17 protein-coding genes are annotated in these 14,534 nt (G+C 74.6%); 8 read left to right on the forward strand and 9 right to left on the reverse strand.

Going from position 1 to position 14,534, the window contains the following annotated elements:
* Nucleotides 1-22 precede the first annotated feature (22 nt).
* From ACFYUZ_RS34990 to ACFYUZ_RS35000, 3 genes are all read right to left on the reverse strand, one after another.
* Complete coding sequence (locus ACFYUZ_RS34990) at nucleotides 23-307, reverse strand: hypothetical protein (protein ID WP_389316160.1); 285 nt, start codon at nucleotides 305-307, stop codon at nucleotides 23-25.
* Nucleotides 304-1,167, reverse strand: coding sequence for an oxaloacetate decarboxylase (locus ACFYUZ_RS34995; RefSeq protein ID WP_389316162.1), 864 nt, complete (start codon nucleotides 1,165-1,167; stop codon nucleotides 304-306). The genes ACFYUZ_RS34990 and ACFYUZ_RS34995 overlap by 4 nt, the downstream gene beginning before the upstream one ends.
* Before the next feature lie 247 nt (nucleotides 1,168-1,414).
* Entirely contained in the window at nucleotides 1,415-2,749 is a 1,335-nt protein-coding gene (locus tag ACFYUZ_RS35000) for an aminotransferase class I/II-fold pyridoxal phosphate-dependent enzyme (RefSeq protein ID WP_389316164.1), read from the reverse strand.
* Between the two features lie 35 nt (nucleotides 2,750-2,784).
* Between ACFYUZ_RS35000 and ACFYUZ_RS35005 the strand changes: the two genes are divergently transcribed.
* Nucleotides 2,785-3,489, forward strand: coding sequence for a pyridoxamine 5'-phosphate oxidase family protein (locus tag ACFYUZ_RS35005; RefSeq protein ID WP_389316166.1), 705 nt, complete (start codon nucleotides 2,785-2,787; stop codon nucleotides 3,487-3,489).
* Nucleotides 3,490-3,521: 32 nt separating this feature from the next.
* Entirely contained in the window at nucleotides 3,522-4,166 is a 645-nt protein-coding gene (locus ACFYUZ_RS35010; protein ID WP_389316167.1) for an FMN-binding negative transcriptional regulator, read from the forward strand.
* Nucleotides 4,167-4,218: 52 nt separating this feature from the next.
* Here the strand turns inward: ACFYUZ_RS35010 and ACFYUZ_RS35015 are convergent, their stop codons facing one another.
* The 3 genes from ACFYUZ_RS35015 to ACFYUZ_RS35025 all read right to left on the reverse strand — a co-directional run bounded on the left by ACFYUZ_RS35015 (nucleotide 4,219) and on the right by ACFYUZ_RS35025 (nucleotide 7,068).
* Nucleotides 4,219-5,184: a DMT family transporter gene (locus tag ACFYUZ_RS35015; protein WP_389316169.1), complete on the reverse strand. Its 966-nt coding sequence runs from the start codon at nucleotides 5,182-5,184 to the stop codon at nucleotides 4,219-4,221.
* Nucleotides 5,185-5,359: 175 nt separating this feature from the next.
* The gene (locus ACFYUZ_RS35020) at nucleotides 5,360-6,409 is read right to left on the reverse strand and encodes a DMT family transporter (RefSeq protein WP_389316171.1); all 1,050 of its coding nucleotides are present in this window, start codon (nucleotides 6,407-6,409) and stop codon (nucleotides 5,360-5,362) included.
* Between the two features lie 41 nt (nucleotides 6,410-6,450).
* Nucleotides 6,451-7,068 carry a Clp protease N-terminal domain-containing protein gene (locus tag ACFYUZ_RS35025; protein WP_389316173.1) on the reverse strand — a complete coding sequence of 206 codons (618 nt, stop codon included), beginning with the start codon at nucleotides 7,066-7,068 and terminating at the stop codon, nucleotides 6,451-6,453.
* A 196-nt stretch (nucleotides 7,069-7,264) separates the two neighbouring features.
* Between ACFYUZ_RS35025 and ACFYUZ_RS35030 the strand changes: the two genes are divergently transcribed.
* Together ACFYUZ_RS35030 and ACFYUZ_RS35035 are read left to right on the forward strand one after the other, a co-directional pair.
* A complete protein-coding gene (locus ACFYUZ_RS35030; protein ID WP_389316175.1) occupies nucleotides 7,265-7,486 on the forward strand; it encodes a hypothetical protein in 222 nt (73 codons plus the stop codon).
* 69 nt (nucleotides 7,487-7,555) lie between these two features.
* Nucleotides 7,556-7,984 carry an SRPBCC family protein gene (locus tag ACFYUZ_RS35035; RefSeq protein WP_389316177.1) on the forward strand — a complete coding sequence of 143 codons (429 nt, stop codon included), beginning with the start codon at nucleotides 7,556-7,558 and terminating at the stop codon, nucleotides 7,982-7,984.
* A gap of 70 nt (nucleotides 7,985-8,054) precedes the next feature.
* Here the strand turns inward: ACFYUZ_RS35035 and ACFYUZ_RS35040 are convergent, their stop codons facing one another.
* Nucleotides 8,055-8,672 carry a PadR family transcriptional regulator gene (locus tag ACFYUZ_RS35040; RefSeq protein WP_389316179.1) on the reverse strand — a complete coding sequence of 206 codons (618 nt, stop codon included), beginning with the start codon at nucleotides 8,670-8,672 and terminating at the stop codon, nucleotides 8,055-8,057.
* Between the two features lie 338 nt (nucleotides 8,673-9,010).
* Here ACFYUZ_RS35040 and ACFYUZ_RS35045 point away from each other — a divergent pair, with 338 nt between their 5' ends.
* Complete coding sequence (locus ACFYUZ_RS35045) at nucleotides 9,011-10,468, forward strand: hypothetical protein (RefSeq protein WP_389316181.1); 1,458 nt, start codon at nucleotides 9,011-9,013, stop codon at nucleotides 10,466-10,468.
* Nucleotides 10,469-10,726: 258 nt separating this feature from the next.
* Here ACFYUZ_RS35045 and ACFYUZ_RS35050 read toward each other — a convergent pair whose 3' ends face one another.
* Nucleotides 10,727-11,929 carry an erythromycin esterase family protein gene (locus ACFYUZ_RS35050; protein WP_389316183.1) on the reverse strand — a complete coding sequence of 401 codons (1,203 nt, stop codon included), beginning with the start codon at nucleotides 11,927-11,929 and terminating at the stop codon, nucleotides 10,727-10,729.
* Nucleotides 11,930-11,998: 69 nt separating this feature from the next.
* On the opposite strand from ACFYUZ_RS35050, the gene ACFYUZ_RS35055 reads away from it, so the two are divergent.
* Genes ACFYUZ_RS35055 through ACFYUZ_RS35065 form a run of 3 tightly spaced genes read left to right on the forward strand, consistent with a single transcriptional unit; the run spans nucleotide 11,999 to nucleotide 14,075 of the window.
* Nucleotides 11,999-12,730 carry a TioE family transcriptional regulator gene (locus tag ACFYUZ_RS35055; RefSeq protein ID WP_389316184.1) on the forward strand — a complete coding sequence of 244 codons (732 nt, stop codon included), beginning with the start codon at nucleotides 11,999-12,001 and terminating at the stop codon, nucleotides 12,728-12,730.
* 38 nt (nucleotides 12,731-12,768) lie between these two features.
* Nucleotides 12,769-13,530 carry a GNAT family N-acetyltransferase gene (locus tag ACFYUZ_RS35060; protein WP_389316186.1) on the forward strand — a complete coding sequence of 254 codons (762 nt, stop codon included), beginning with the start codon at nucleotides 12,769-12,771 and terminating at the stop codon, nucleotides 13,528-13,530.
* The gene (locus ACFYUZ_RS35065; RefSeq protein ID WP_389316188.1) at nucleotides 13,527-14,075 is read left to right on the forward strand and encodes a GNAT family N-acetyltransferase; all 549 of its coding nucleotides are present in this window, start codon (nucleotides 13,527-13,529) and stop codon (nucleotides 14,073-14,075) included. The genes ACFYUZ_RS35060 and ACFYUZ_RS35065 overlap by 4 nt, the downstream gene beginning before the upstream one ends.
* 90 nt (nucleotides 14,076-14,165) lie before the next feature.
* Here ACFYUZ_RS35065 and ACFYUZ_RS35070 read toward each other — a convergent pair whose 3' ends face one another.
* The gene (locus ACFYUZ_RS35070; protein ID WP_389316190.1) at nucleotides 14,166-14,513 is read right to left on the reverse strand and encodes a hypothetical protein; all 348 of its coding nucleotides are present in this window, start codon (nucleotides 14,511-14,513) and stop codon (nucleotides 14,166-14,168) included.
* Nucleotides 14,514-14,534: the final 21 nt, after the last annotated feature.

The following is a 14,534-nucleotide window of genomic DNA, read 5'->3' on the forward strand; positions in this document are numbered from 1 at the left end:
CCGTTCCGTTCGTCCCGAAGCGTCAGCCCGCGTCCCGGCGCGCACCGCCGAACAGGGCCTCCAGGGCGTCGACGGCGCTGCCGTCGTGGTCACTGCCCGCCGTGCCGCCGCTGCCGTACTGGACGTTGGCCGCCCGGTCGATCTCCACGACGGAGTCGGCGTGGGAGTTGTCGATGACGGTGAGCAGGCTGCCGCCGGCCGCGGCCGGAGCGGCGCCCGCCGCCAGCAGGGCGACGGCCAGGCCGAGCGCCTTCAGCGGGGTCCCGAGCACCCCCTCCCCCCGCTGTCCGGGGAGCGCGGGGCTCACGCGCCGACCCGCTCGGGCACCGCGTGGTGGCGGGTGATGTTCCGCTCCAGGAGGCGGGTCGAGGCGGCGACGCCGACGCCGGAGTCGGGGTCGAAGGAGGGCAGCCGGCCGTCGTCCCGCTTCAGCTCGGAGAGCGCCGAGTCCATCGCCTCGTGCGCCGCGAAGAGGCAGGGCGTGCTGTAGATCGCCACGTCCACCCCGAGATCGGAGAGTTCGGTGAGCGAGAGCCGCGGGGACTTGCCCCCGGCGATCTGGTTGAAGAGCAGCGGCTTGCCGTCGACCACCTCACGGATCCGGTGGATCCACTCGACGCTCCGCACGCCGTCCACGAGCACCACGTCGGCGTCGGTGGCGGCCAGGCACTTGGCTCGCTGGAGGATGTCCGCCTCGTCGGTGGCGTCGGTGCGGGCCACCACCACCATGTCCCGGCGGGTGGCCAGGACCATCTCCAGCTTGGCCAGGTACTCGTCGAGCGGCAGCACCTGCTTGCCGTCCGCGTGGCCGCACCGGCGGGGCCGCTTCTGGTCCTCCAGGATCACGCCCGAGGCACCGATGCGCTCCAGGCCCTCCACCACGTGACAGGCCACCTCGGGGTCGACGTAGCCGTCGTCGATGTCCACGAGCAGGTGGTGGCGGGGGAACGCGCCGCGCAGCCGCTGCACGAACGCCACCATGTCCGGCCAGGCGATGAAGCCGATGTCCGGCAGCCCGTAGTACGAGGCGGCGAAGCCGAACCCCGAGACGAACATGCCGTCGTAGTGGTCGGCGGCGACGGAGGCCGAGTACATGTCGTACACGCCGATCAGCGGGGTCGTGCCCGGCGCCGCGACGGCCTCGCGCAACTTGTTTCCGTAAGTCAAGGTCTGACTCCTGGTCATCTCGGGGAAACACGGAAAAGGTGCAGAACCGCCGCAACACGACGGAGCTTTACCAAAACCTGATGATTTCCTGAGACGTGGCGGAACTTCCGCGTACGAGCGCTTTACTCACTCTCCAGGACTAGCGCATTCACCAGAGAAACGTCACTTGCGCGGGGAACGACCGCGCCCCGCACGCCGGATGGGCCCGACACGGACCCGCCGACGCCCGCTCCCGGGCCCGCCGCCCCTACCCGTAGCTCCGCGCCGGCGCGGGCCCCACCGCCCCCGCCACCGCGTCCGCCAGCGCCTCGACCTCCGTGACCGCGAGCCCGGAGACGGTGAGCCGGACCGCCGGCCCCGCGTCCATCCGGAAGCGCGCGCCCGGTGCGACGGCCCACCCCGCGGCGAGGAGCCGGGCGACCGCGCCGGTCTCGTCGGAGACCGGCACCCAGACGTTCATGCCGCCCCGGCCGTGCGCCTCGACGCCGCGCCGCGCGAGGGCCCGCACGAGCCCGTCGCGCCGCTTCCCGTACGCGCGCGCGACGACGGCCGGATCCACCGCCCCCGCGGCCCAGAGGTGCGCGACGGTCCGCTGGAGCAGCTTGCTGACCCAGCCGGGTCCGAGGCGCTGCCGCCCCAGCACCCGGTCGACGGTCTCGGCGTCGCCGGTGAAGGCGGCGATCCGCAGGTCGGGCCCGTACGCCTTGGCGACCGAGCGGACGAGCACCCAGTGGTCGGTGACGCCCGCCAGCGGGTGGAGGGGCTGCGCGACGATGCCGTGCCCGTGGTCGTCCTCGACGAGGAGCACGTCGGGATGCGCGCCGAGGATCCGCCGCAGCTCCCGGGCGCGCGCCTCGGTGACGCAGGCGCCGGTGGGGTTCTGCGCCCGGTCGGTGACGATCACGGCCCGCGCCCCGTCCTGCCGGATCGCGCGTTCGACGGCCCCCGGGAGGGGGCCGTCGTCGTCGACGGCGACCGGCACCGGACGCAGTCCGAGCGCGGGCACGAGGTCGAGGAGGCTGCCCCAGCCCGGGTCCTCGACGGCGACGGCGTCACCGGGCCTGAGGCGGGCGGCGAGCACCCGCTCGACGGCGTCGAGGGAGCCCGAGGCGACGCCGACGGGCCCGGCGGGCACGCCGTCCGCGTCGAAGGCGACGCGCGCGAGGCGCCCGAACTCCTCGTCGACGGGGGCCTCTCCGTACATGCCGGGCCGCTCGGCGTACCGCCGGGCGACCTCCGCGAAGGCCTCGCCGAGGGAGGGGAGCAGGGCGGGGTCGGGGCTGCCGTTGCTGACGTCCCGGACCCCGGCGGGCGCGTCCACCCGGATCGAGCCGCGGGCGGTCGTGGCGGGCCGCGGGCGCACCCGGCTGCCGCGCCGGCCGTCCGTCTCGATGACCCCGCGCTCGCGCAGGGTGCGGTAGGCGGCGGCGACGGTGTTGGGGTTCACGCCGAGGGCGGCCGCCAACTCCCGCATGGGCGGCAGCAGTTGGCCGGGCTGGAGCGCACCCGCGCCCACTCCCCGCTCGACGCTGGCGGCGATGTCCGATGCGCGACGGCCTTCGATCCGATACTCTCCTAGCACAAACATGATTATGCACTAGTGCAATGGAGTACGCAATGAGCGCCGCCGACACGAGCACCGCGACCGTCACGCCCGCGCCGGGCGAGGCCTACGAGGCGACCGACCGGACCGTGCCCACCCGCTCCCGTCACCGCGCCTCGTACGACAAGGCCCTCGTCCGCTCGATACTCGACGAGGCCTACGTCTGCCATCTCGGCTTCGTCCGCGACGGCGCGCCGGTCGTCCTCCCGACGCTCTTCGGCCGGGTCGGCGAGCGCCTCTACGTCCACGGCTCCACCGGCTCGCGGCCGCTGCGCGCGGCCGGCGACGGCGTGACCGCCCCCGGCCTGCCCGTCTGCCTGACCGTGACGCACGTCGACGGCCTCGTGCTCGCCCGCTCCGCGTTCCACCACTCGCTCAACTACCGCTCGGTCGTCGTCCACGGCACCGCCCACCAGGTCACGGACCCCGAGGAGCTGCGGGTCGCCCTCGACGCCCTCGTCGACCACGTCGTCCCCGGCCGCTCCGCCGACTCGCGCCCCGGGAACGCCAAGGAGCTCGCCGCCACCGCCGTGATCCGGCTCGACCTGGACGAGGTCTCGGCGAAGGTCCGCACCGGCGGCCCCAACGACGACCCCGAGGACCTCGGCCTCCCGTACTGGTCCGGCGTCGTCCCCGTACGGGGCGGCTACGGCGCGCCCGTCCCGGCCGACGACCTCGACCCGTCCGTCGCCCTGCCCGGCTACCTCGCCGCGCTCTGACCCCGCGCTCGCGCAGGAAGGACGGACCGACGGTGCTGATCCACCCCTGGGACGCCGCCCACGACGAGGGCGAATGGCGCGACTGGCTCTCCCGGCACGACTTCGGCCAGCTCGCCGTCAACGGCCTGCCCGGCGAACCGCCGTGGGTGCAGCCCCTGCACTTCCGGTACGACGCCGAGCCCGGCCCGTACGGCCGGGTCCTGGCCCACCTGGCCCGGCCCAACCCCCTCTGGCGCGCCCTGGAGGCGGACCCGACGGTGCTCCTGAGCGTGGTCGACGACTACGTGTACGTACCGGGGCACTGGACGGCCCCCGAGGGCGCCCCGTCCGAGCACGGCACCCCGACCTCGTACTACGCGGCCGTCCAGCTGCGCTGCGCCGCGCGCGTGATCGACGGTCCGGAGGAGAAGGCGGCGCTCCTCAACCGTCAGGTCGCCCACTTCCAGCCGGAGGGCGGCACGGCGGCCGTCGCGCCGGGCGAGGCCCCCTTCGGCAGGCTCCTGTCGGGGATCCGGGTGCTGAGCCTGGAGGTGACCGACGTACGGGCGAAGTTCAAGTACGCGGGCAACAAGCCGCAGGAGGTCCGGGACCGGGTCTCCGGGCGGCTCGCCGAGCGGGCGGGCCCCGGCGACCTGAACGCCCGCGCCCACCAGCTGCGCCGCCGCGCGCACGGGTGACGGCGGGGGGCGGGAGCCACGGCGGCTCCCGTCCCCGACCGCCCCCGACCGCCTACGCCGCCACCGGCTCCCGCCTGCGGGCCTCCGCCACCGTCCGCGCCTCCGCGAGGGCGAGGCCCGTCACGGCGGCGAGCAGCAGCAGGGTGCCGAGCACGATCGCCGCGGTGAGCCGCTCGCCGAGCAGCGAGACAGCGATCAGGGCGGCGCTCACCGGCTCCAGGAGCATGATCACGGAGACGGTGGCGGCCCGGACGACGGCCGCCCCGGCGAAGTACAGCGCATAGGCGAGCGCGGTCGGCACCGCCGCCACGTACACGAGCAGCAGCACCACGCTCACCGGCGCGTCGGTGTGCGGGACGAGCCCCTCCGCGAGCGCGGCGGGCAGCAGCCCGACCGCCCCGATCGCGAAGGCCCACGTGGTCGTCGCCAGGGCGTCCGTACCGCCGCCGTCACGGCCGAGCCACCGGGTGAGCAGGGTGATCGCCGCGTATCCGGCCGCCGAGACCACCGCGAGGACGACACCGAGCGGCCGCACCTCCGCGGCTCCGCCGCCCAGGACGAGGACGAAGAGCCCGGCGAGCGCGCCGGCGACGGCCGCGACCCCGCCGCGGCCGAGGCGCTCCCCCATGGTGAGCCGGGCGCCGATCGCGATGAGGACGGGTCCCGCGCCCAGGGTGACGACGGTGCCGACCGCGAGGCCGGTCGCCTCGACGGCGGCGAAGTAGGCGCTCTGGAAGACGGTGAGACCGATGCCCGTGCCGAGGACGCGGGCCGTCCGCCGGCCGCGCGACTCGGTGGCCCTGCGGACGGCGGGGCGCCGGGGCCGCAGCGCCAGCGCGCCCAGGAGCAGGGCGAGCCCGCCGGCGCAGCGCCAGAAGGAGAGGGCCAGCGGGCCCATGTCGCTGACGCGGAAGATCAGCGAGGCGGCGGCGCCGGCCGTGCCCCAGGCGATGCCGGCGACGATCAGGTAGAGGAGGCTCCGCCCGACGGACAGGGCGGATCCCGAGGAGTTCGACACGTGGGTTCTCCGTGGAAGACAGGAGGGAAGGGTGGTCGCTGGGCTCCGCGCGCGGGCAGCGACGAACCGCCCGGCGGCGGGGAGTCGCCGTCCGGGCCCGGTCTTCGTCGAGGAGGGCCTCCGCGCGCGCTAGGCGGCGGGAGGCGGAAGCACGGTCGAATGCATGGTCGGCACCCTACGGGGCGGTTCGCCCGCCCGACAACTGCGGGTCCCGCCCGGCACCCGCCGCCTCGGAACCGGAACCGGAACCGGCCACGGGTACGGACACGGTCCCGGCGCCGGAACCGGCGACCGGCTCAGGCGCCGGCGCCTTCGGCGTCGAGGACTGGGCGATGAAGGCCCCGACCAGGACCACCGCGCCGCCGACGATCTGCGGCGCGTCGAGGTGCTCGCCGAGCAGGATCCAGGCCAGGACGGTCGCGATGACCGCCTCCAGACAGGCCACGACGCCCGCCACCTGCGGGGAGAGCCGGCGCACCGAGATGACGCCGGTGACGTACGCGAGGACGGTGGCGATCAGCACGATCCAGCCGATCAGCAGCCACGCGGGCACGCTCGTCCCGTCCATGTCGGCCCGCCCGGCGAGGATGCTCCAGTCCATGCCCCAGGGCCGGGCCACGACCGTGAGGACGAGCGCGCCGATGAGCAGTCCGTACGCGATGACACCGACCGGATCGGCCCGATCGGCCTGCTCGGCCCCGTCGGCGCCCTGGTCGGAGAGGACGAAGTACCCGACCTGGCAGCATGCGGCGGCGAGGGCCAGGAGCAGCCCGACGAGGTCGAAGCTCAGGCCGGACCAGACCTGCACGACGCACCCGAGGCCGCCGACGGCGAGGACGACGCCGAGGGCGGCGGCGCGGGTGACGGGCCGGCGCTGGACGAAGCGGACCCAGCCGAGGACGAGGGCGGGGGCGAGGTACTCGATGAGCAGGGCGACGCCGACGGGTATGCGGGATATCGAGGCGAAGTAGAAGGCCTGGACCCCGGCGACGGCGAGCAGGCCGAAGCCGACGAGGAGGGCGGGTCTGCGGCGCAGGAGGTCCCGGTGGCGCCAGGCCACGGGCAGCATGACGAGCGCGGCGCCGGCGACCCGGAGCCACACGACGTGGAGCGGGTCGAGTCCCGCCTCGATGAGCGGCTTGGCCGCCACTCCTGAACCACCGAATGCGAAGGCCGAGGCCAGGGCGAGTCCCAGGCCGGCGCTTCTCCCCTGAGACGCGTGCATCGGGCCATCATGACAGGACGCCGTCAGGGGCGTAACCCCCGTTACACCTGTTGAGACGGCTCCTCGTCCCGGGCGGCCAGGAGGCGGGCGACACGGGCGGTCAGCGCGGCCGGATCGACCCCCGCGCGGCGCAGGACCTCCACGGCCCGGCTCTCGGGATCGGCGGCGACGGCCGCGAGCAGGTCGACGCCGCGGGCCTGCGGCTCGCCGCGCTCGGCGGCCCGCAGGAAGGCGCCCTCCAGGGCGGCGGCCGCGGCCGGGGACCACGGGGAGGGGCGGGCGCCGGGGGACTCCGCCCCGCGCGCGGCGGGCAGCAGGCGCCGGGCCGCCGACCTCTCCTCCGTCCGCTGCCAGCGCAGGCCGTAGCCGATGGAGCGCTGGACGAGATAGCCGAGGACGCGGGCGAGCTGATGGCCTCCCTCGAAGGCGGCGCCGACCTCGGGGTCGGACTCGACGAGGGAGTGCAGGAGGTGGGCGGTGTCGATCTGGCGGTCGCCGTCCCGGAGCGCCCTGCGCCGCGCGCCCGACACGACCGTGGCGAGCGAGGGCGTCAGGAAGGGCGCGACCGCCGCGAGCGAGGGCGACGGGGAGGACGCGAGCTCCGCGCGCGGGGCGACGGACGGCGGGAGCGGCTGGGGGCGCGGGACGGGATGGTGCACCCTCCCACCTCATCAGGCCGGGGCGGCCGGAGCATCACCGGGGAGAAGCATGTCCGCATCCCACCGGAGTTGGGCACGGGCGCGCGGTTCCTCCTCCTTACGGATGAGATCGCGCGCGTCGCCCCCGAGAGGCGCGCGTCGCCTTGCTTCGCGCCCCTCTCGCAACCACGGACCTCCTTCCGCGCGTCCTCCGGTCGTGTTCTGGACGGTGGGCCTGCTCGCGCGTGACGGGCGGCAGTACGTGTACCGGGTGTACGCGCCCCGGGAGGCGCTGCCGGCCGATCTGTTCTGGGCGGCCTTCCACTGCCACGAGGAGGACGGGGCGCCGCGGGCCTCCGACAGCTTCGACGCGGCGGAGATCCGGTGGGTCGGGGGCACGGGACCGACGGCCGCAGAACTGACGGTTCATCAGTATTGAATGTTCACGGCCACCCCGCTACGTTCCGCGACACCGGAACCCAGTTGGCACGCGTGAAGGGGTGGTCTCATGGCCGAAGTCAGCGCGGAGGCACGGATCGAGGCGCCGGCCGGAAAGGTCTGGGCGCGACTCACGGACTTCTCCTCGTACGGCGAGTGGAACGCCACCCACACCAGCTTCCCGAACGGCGGGCCGGCCGCCCTGGAGGCGGGCGCGACCTTCACGGAGAACATGAAGCTGATGGGCTTTCCCGCCGAGGTCCTGTGGACGGTCGAGGAGCTGGAGTCCGAGCGGGCGTTCGCCATCAGGGGCAAGGGTCCGATGGGGGTCGTCGTCGCCACCCGCTACTCGCTGGCGGCGGAGGGGGACGCCACGACGGTGCGGATCGACGGCGAGTTCACCGGAGCGGCGGTCTCCCTGATGGCGGGCAAGCTCAGGGACTCGGCGACGGCGGCACTGACCGAGTCCCTGCGCAAGCTCTCGGGCCTGGTGGCCTGAGCCGCGCACACGGAACGCCGGAAGGGCCCCGCGACGGTCGTCGCGGGGCCCTTCCCGTGGCACGCCGGACTCAGTGCTCGTCGGCGAGGATCAGGTACAGCTTCTTGCGGGCCTCGTTGATCACGGCGACCGCCTTCTGCCGCTGTTCGGGGCTGCCGGTCTTCCAGACCTGCCCGAACGCCTCCATCAGACCGAAGCCGGCCTGCCGGATCTCGTTCACGGCGTCCCAGTCGACCCCGCGCCCGGCCTCCTCCCACGGCGCCTCGGGGCCCTCTTCGGCCTCGGCGCGCCCGGTGTCGGTGAGCGTGAACAGCTTCTTGCCGCCCTCGCTCGCGCTGGCGATCAGCCCCTCGTCCTCCAGCATCTGGAGGGTCGGGTAGACCGAGCCGGGACTGGGCTTCCACGCCCCGTCGCTGCGCTCGCCGATCTCCCGGATCATCTCGTAGCCGTGCATCGGGCGGTCCTTCAGGAGCGCCAGGATCGAGGCGCGCACGTCACCGCGCCGCGCCCGCCCCCGGCCGCCACCGCGACCCCGCCCGCCGAAGGGGCCGCCGCCCCACGGCCCGCCGCCGAACCCGGGCCCGAACGGCCCGAACGCGGCGCGCCGCCCCTCGAAGTCCCCCCGAGCCCCGGGGCCGCAGCCTCCACGGCCGTGTCCGTTTCCGTACTCGTGTCCATGTGAACGCATCGCAACGCTCCTTCCGCCGAGAATCCATCGTTGAACTGTCGCGATGCCTCAACGATATATCGGAACTGTTCGGCGAGCAAGACCCGACAGGTCGACCACCAGGGCCTGCCGAAAAGCGGGAGCGGGCCGGTTCCGTCGCAGCCGCCACGCGGGGGATCGCGCATCCTCGGACCGACGACTCCCCTCGTCCCGCCGCGGGATGACGGGGAAGGGCGCCGCGTGCGTCCGGTCGAAGATGCTGGACCGTCTGGTTTCTGCTTGATCATTTGCGTACGCACCGTCCACCGGGGGGAGACGGCCGAGCCGCCTCATCGCCCTGTGCACTGAAAGGGCTGAGGATGAGGATCGGCAAGACGGCCACGGCCCTGCTGCTGGCGGGTGGACTGATCGGCGCACTGTCGGCGTGCTCCTCCGGCGGCGATCGCGCCGACGGCACCCCGGGAGGCGGAGCCGCCCACGGGGGAACCGACAGTACGGCCGGAGTCGCCCTCACCAGCACGATCACGGCGCCCGCCGCCTTCGACAGCGGCAAGGGGTGGGAGATCAAGGCCGACTGGCTGCCCGAGGGGCAGCCCTTCCCCTTCGCGGTCTCGGCGAAGAGCGGCACGGTCGCCCATCTGGACAAGACGGAACAGGGCTACGTGCTGAGCGTCCGCGAGGCCGCGTCCGGCAAGCTGCTGTCGACCGGCAAGCCCTGGCAGGCCCCGAAGCTCACCGAGGAGCAGAGCGCGGACCACACCTCGGCGCTGGCGGTCCCCCGCATCTCCCTGATCACGGGCGGCGGACGCGAGTTCTTCGCCGTGTGGGCACGGGGCGAGAAGCGGAAGGATGAGCTCCATGACTTCCGGCAGGCCGTCTCCGCGGCCTTCTACCCGGCGGACGCGACCGGGAAGGACCTCGCGCCCGCCGGCGCCGGGGACGTCGAGGCGCCGGACGGCGAGTTCGACAACCAGCTCAGCGTGTTTCCCGGTGCCGGGGGTCTGCTCGTCAGGTCCTCCTCCGACAACTTCCTGGTCTCACCCGACGGGAAGGTGACCGACAACGGCGACGCCAAGGTCCGGATCGGCGGGCAGTCGGTGGACGGCGACTACCACATGGCGTTCCCCGGCCGGGACGGTCTGGTGACCAACAACAAGCACGAAGGCACCGGAGAAGGCGGATTCGGCGTCGACGGCGGCTGGGACAGCGCGCAGGCGATCCCGCCGGGCGTCGAGGCGGTCGTCGAATTCGAACCGGTCTCGAACTCCGTGGAGCGGGTCCCCAACGGACATGTCGTCGGCGCCGTCGGCGACCTCCTGATCGCCGGATGGGGCAAGGGGAAGAAGGAGAGCTCCGCCGTCACGGTGAGCGAGGAGATCTCCGCCGTGCACGACCTGGCGACCGGCAGGGTCCGGGCCACCGCCCCGTGCGAGACCGCAAGCACCTCGTACGCCGCCGGCGTTCCCCAGGTGACGGAGCGGGAAGACGTTCCGGCGGCGGTCTCCCCCGACGGGCGCTACCTGGTCAAGGGCGGCAACGTCTTCGACCTGCGGACGGGCAGGGGCACGTGCACGGACAAGGGCGAGGGCGCCAAGGAGATCACCCTCTCCTCCGTCGGCGACGACGGCATCGCCTACGGCCTCGCCGGGGAGGAGGCCCCCCGGACACCGGTCTCCGTCTCCGCGGCCACCGGCGCCGCCGAGCCCCTGTCGGAGAAGACCATCACGCCCACCGCCATGGCCAAGGGCGCGGGCGTGTTCATCACGCACGCCGGGCAGGACACGGTGCGCATGATCGTCCTCGGCCTGCGGCACTGACCGCCACCGCGCGGCACCCGCTCCCGCTCGACGGGACGGGCGCCGCAGGCGCACCGTTCGAGGCACGCCCCCGGACACGGCCTAAGGCCGTGTCCGGAAAGTAGCGCCGTCTGCCCGGAGGGCAGGGGCCGCGGCGTCTGGTGCGTGCGAGCGCAAGGCGCCGGGGTGCCCTCGTAGCGGAGCTACTAGGGCATTTCGGCAACGCGGCGATCGTGCGTGCCAGACGCCGCGGCCCAGGCGGGACTTTCCGGACACGGCCTAGCCCTGCGTCACCTCCCTGACGAACACCAGCCCGTCGCAGTCCGCGAGGTGCGCCGGGTCGAAGGGGGCGTAGCCGAACCAGGGGGAGACGCGCGGCGCGGGCCGCGCGGCGCCGAGGGCGTCGGCGAGCCTCCGGGCGTCGACGACGCAGCGGTCCTCCGGCAGCGCGGACAGGAGCCCTTCGACGGTGTCCGGCGGCGGCGCGTCCACCCCCTGGTGGCTGATCGTGCCCACGGCCGTCGCCACGAAGGCGTACTCCTCCCCGAGCGCGGCGCTCACCAGCGCACCGGCGCTCCACCACTCCAGCCGCCGGCCGCCCATCCGCACCGAGCTCTTCTCCCGCTGGAGGTGGCTGTTGTGGGCGAAGACGAACGCGGGGCCCCGCTCGGCGAGCGCGAGCAGATTGAGGGACATCATCCGGTCCCGCGCGGCCACCAGGCGGGCCAGACGGACCGGCGAGGTGTCGGCCGTCCAGTGGTGGTAGCGCAGCAGACCGTGCGCGGTGCGGGCGTACAGGCGGGCCCGCTCCCACTCCTCCGGCGAGCTCGCCGCGGCCAGGTGCGGACGCTGCTCGTCGAGCAGCGCCGCCAGGTCGTCGGCGATCAGCCGCAGCCGGACCGCCGGCTCCGACCGCCCCACCGACCGGGCCGGGTCCGTCATCGCGGCCGGCTCGGTCCACCGGTCGTCGTCGCCGAGCAGCTCGTCGAGCGTGTCCGGGGCGCAGGGCAGCAGGTCCGCCTCCACCCGGGCCGCGAGGTATCCGTGGAGTGCGGTGAGGGCCTGCCGGGGGCTCTCGGCCGCGGTGATCTCCAGCGGCCCGTCGAATCCGGCGAAGCGGACCTGCTCGGACGCGGGGCGGCCCTCGTTGTACGCGCGCATCCAGCGCACGAGCTCGCGGTTGGCCGCGTCGGCGCCCCACTCGTGGCTGAAGCCGTGCTCCATGACCTCGTCGAGGGTGCCGGTGCCCGAGGTGACGTGGTCGTCCACGGTCAGGCCCCTCAGGCAGTCCGTCTCGAGCGCGATCGTCCGGTAGCCCTCCCGCTCGACGAGCTGCCGGAAGAGCTCGTTGCGCAGGTCAAGCAGCGTGTCCTCGCGGTGGGTGGGCTCGCCCAGGGCGAGCAGCCGGGGTCGGGCCGGGAGCAGCCCCATGAGGGCGGCAGCGTCGACGGCATGGATGGTGTCCTTGATGTCAGTCGCCATGCCTCCCACGCTATCGTTGAAGCTTCGGTGGAAACTTTTCCGCGATTCTCTCGCGATATCGTCGGCTTCATGGGGAAGAACCTTCAAAGCGGGGATCGACTGAGGCCGATCGATCTGGCCCGCGCGCACGGTCTGTCCACCCAGGCGGTCAGGAACTACGAGGAGGCCGGCGTCCTCCCCGCCGCCGACCGCTCCCCCGCCGGCTACCGCGCCTACACGCCGCTGCACGCAGGCGCCCTGCGCGCGTTCCTGGCCCTGTTGCCCGGCCACGGGCACCCGACCGCGACGTCGATCATGCGGGCCGTGAACCGGGGCGCGGCCGACGAGGCGTTCCGCCTGATCGACGAGAGCCACGCCCAGCTCCTCGACGACCGCCGGACCCTCCGGGCCGTGGAGGACGCCCTGCGCGACCTGGCCCCCGGCGCCGCGTCCGGGTCGGCCGCGCCGTCCGGCCCCGGCGGCACGTTCATCGGACCACTGGCCCGGCAGCTCGGCATCCGCCCCGCGACGCTCCGCACGTGGGAGCGCGCCGGGCTCGTACGCCCGCGCCGCGACCCCCGGACCGGGTACCGCGTCTACGACGGAGCCGCCGTGCGGGACGCCCGGATGACCCACCAACTCAGGCGGGGCGGCTACCTGTTGGAGCAGATCGCCCCTCTGGTCGACCAGGTGCGGGCGGCCGGGGGCATCGAGCCGCTGGAGGCCGCGCTCGGCGACTGGCACCGTCGCCTGTCGGCCCGCGGGCGCGCGATGCTGACCGGCGCCGCCGCGCTGGAGGCGTATCTCCGCGCCCGGGAATGAGACCGCCCCGCGTCGGCGGGAGTGGCAGGATCGACGCCATGTCGACGCGTCAGCTCCTGCTCGAAGCCCGGGGCCTGTGGGAGCGACTCGCCCGGGAACCGGGGTCGTTCCCGCCCACGGGCGGCATGAACGTGATCGTCTCCCCGGAGTCGGGGCTGTGCCCCGCCGGCTGGGTCGGTGTGGTCGTTCTCGGAGGGGCGGCGCTCGTGACCGCGCCGGACGAGAGCACCGCCGGGGCCGTGCGCACCGCTCTGGCGGGCCTGCCGCCGACGGCACTGGCGGACGCGGCCGCCGTCCGCGAGGTGCTGCCCGTGGCCGGGGTGCTCGGCCCCGCGACCCTGGCGTACGTGGCCCCGGAGGGCTTCCGCCCGGCCGCCGGCCCGTCGGCGGTGGAGCGGCTGCCCGGCGGCCGTCCGGCACTGCGCGCCCTGGAGGAGGCCGCCGGCGAGGAGGACTCCGCGGAGGCCTCCCTGGAGGAGATCACCTCGGACGCGTTCGTGGTCCGCGAGCACGGCCGGGTGGTGGCCGCCGCCGGATACCGGACCTGGCCCCGACGGACCGCCCACATCAGCGTGTTGACGGCCCCGGAGGCGCGCGGCCGTGGACTCGCGCGGACGACGGCCTCGGCGGCGGTCGCCGACGCCCTCGCGGCCGGCCTCCTTCCGCAGTGGCGGGCGCGTCCCCCGGCCTCCCGGCGGGTCGCCACCGCCCTCGGCTTCGAGGAACTGGGCGCCCAGCTCTCCCTGGAACCGCCCCCGGACGGGCCGGCGCCGCGACCGCTTGCGACACTCCTGCCATGATCGCCCAGGACGAGACCCCGCTCTTCACCCAGTTCACCGCCCCCGGGTCGCTGCCCGACGGACTCTCGGCGGCGCTCGCCGACTGCTGGACCGAGGTGAGCGACGCGGGCGGCGCGGCCGGGTTCCCCTTCCCGCCGGTCGACCCGGCCGAGGTCGCCGCCGCGGTCGACCGCATCGTCACGGGACTCGACCCGGCGAGCAGCCGTCTCGTCGTCGCGACGGTGGACGGCGCCCTCGCGGGCTGGCTGTGCCTCCGCCGCGACACCCATCCGCTGGTCGCGCACTGGGGCACCCTGCACCACGTCCAGACCCGCCTCGGGGTGCGCGGGCGGGGCATCGGCGCGGGCCTCGTGCGGCGCGCCCGCGCGATCGCCCGGGAGGAGATGGGCCTGGAGCAGCTGCGGCTCGCGGCACGCGGCGGCGTCGGGCTGGAGGAGTTCTACGGCAGGCTGGGCTGGCGGGAGGTCGGCCGCTGGCCCGGGGCGCTGCGTCTGGCCGCCGACGACGACCGCGACGAGATCCTCATGGTCCTGACCCCCCTGTGACCCGGCGCCCCTGCGCTCCGGAGCCGGGTGCCGCGGCGCCCCCGTGCCACGGCGCCCCCGTGCCGCGGAGCCCCTGCCACCGGAGCCGGGTCACACCCCGCCGCCACCCCGGCCGCGCCGGGCCCGTACGGCACGCACCACCCGGGTCGTCCCGTACCCCAGCACCCACGGCAGCACCGTGATGCCGAGGACGTACACGAGGAGGTAGCCGACGAGGTCGTCGGTCCGCGTCGGCTGGCTCCAGGGCAGGACCATGGCGGCCGTGGAGACCCCGACCGGCTCCAGCGGCAGGAGCACCGTCCACAGCCACGGCCACGGACCGGGCCGCCGGGCGCACCAGACGCCCAGCCCGCCCATGACGAACGGTCCGAACGGCACCCACAGCAGCACCGGGTAGAACAGCAGCACCCACCACTCGTCCCCGTACCCGAACATCATGGAAGCCCCCCGGCCCGCTCG

This window comes from Streptomyces sp. NPDC004266 (assembly GCF_042874095.1).
GTDB lineage: Bacteria > Actinomycetota > Actinomycetes > Streptomycetales > Streptomycetaceae > Streptomyces.

Excerpts from the sequence above, each read along its gene's own strand:
- ACFYUZ_RS35070 (WP_389316190.1), bottom strand. The coding sequence starts at position 14,513 with ATGATGTTCGGGTACGGGGACGAGTGGTGGGTGCTGCTGTTCTACCCG.
- ACFYUZ_RS35005 (WP_389316166.1), top strand. The coding sequence starts at position 2,785 with ATGAGCGCCGCCGACACGAGCACCGCGACCGTCACGCCCGCGCCGGGC.
- ACFYUZ_RS35065 (WP_389316188.1), top strand. The coding sequence starts at position 13,527 with ATGATCGCCCAGGACGAGACCCCGCTCTTCACCCAGTTCACCGCCCCC.
- ACFYUZ_RS35055 (WP_389316184.1), top strand. The coding sequence starts at position 11,999 with ATGGGGAAGAACCTTCAAAGCGGGGATCGACTGAGGCCGATCGATCTG.
- ACFYUZ_RS35035 (WP_389316177.1), top strand. The coding sequence starts at position 7,556 with ATGGCCGAAGTCAGCGCGGAGGCACGGATCGAGGCGCCGGCCGGAAAG.
- ACFYUZ_RS35020 (WP_389316171.1), bottom strand. The coding sequence starts at position 6,409 with ATGCACGCGTCTCAGGGGAGAAGCGCCGGCCTGGGACTCGCCCTGGCC.
- ACFYUZ_RS35060 (WP_389316186.1), top strand. The coding sequence starts at position 12,769 with ATGTCGACGCGTCAGCTCCTGCTCGAAGCCCGGGGCCTGTGGGAGCGA.
- ACFYUZ_RS35050 (WP_389316183.1), bottom strand. The coding sequence starts at position 11,929 with ATGGCGACTGACATCAAGGACACCATCCATGCCGTCGACGCTGCCGCC.
- ACFYUZ_RS35045 (WP_389316181.1), top strand. The coding sequence starts at position 9,011 with ATGAGGATCGGCAAGACGGCCACGGCCCTGCTGCTGGCGGGTGGACTG.
- ACFYUZ_RS35040 (WP_389316179.1), bottom strand. The coding sequence starts at position 8,672 with ATGCGTTCACATGGACACGAGTACGGAAACGGACACGGCCGTGGAGGC.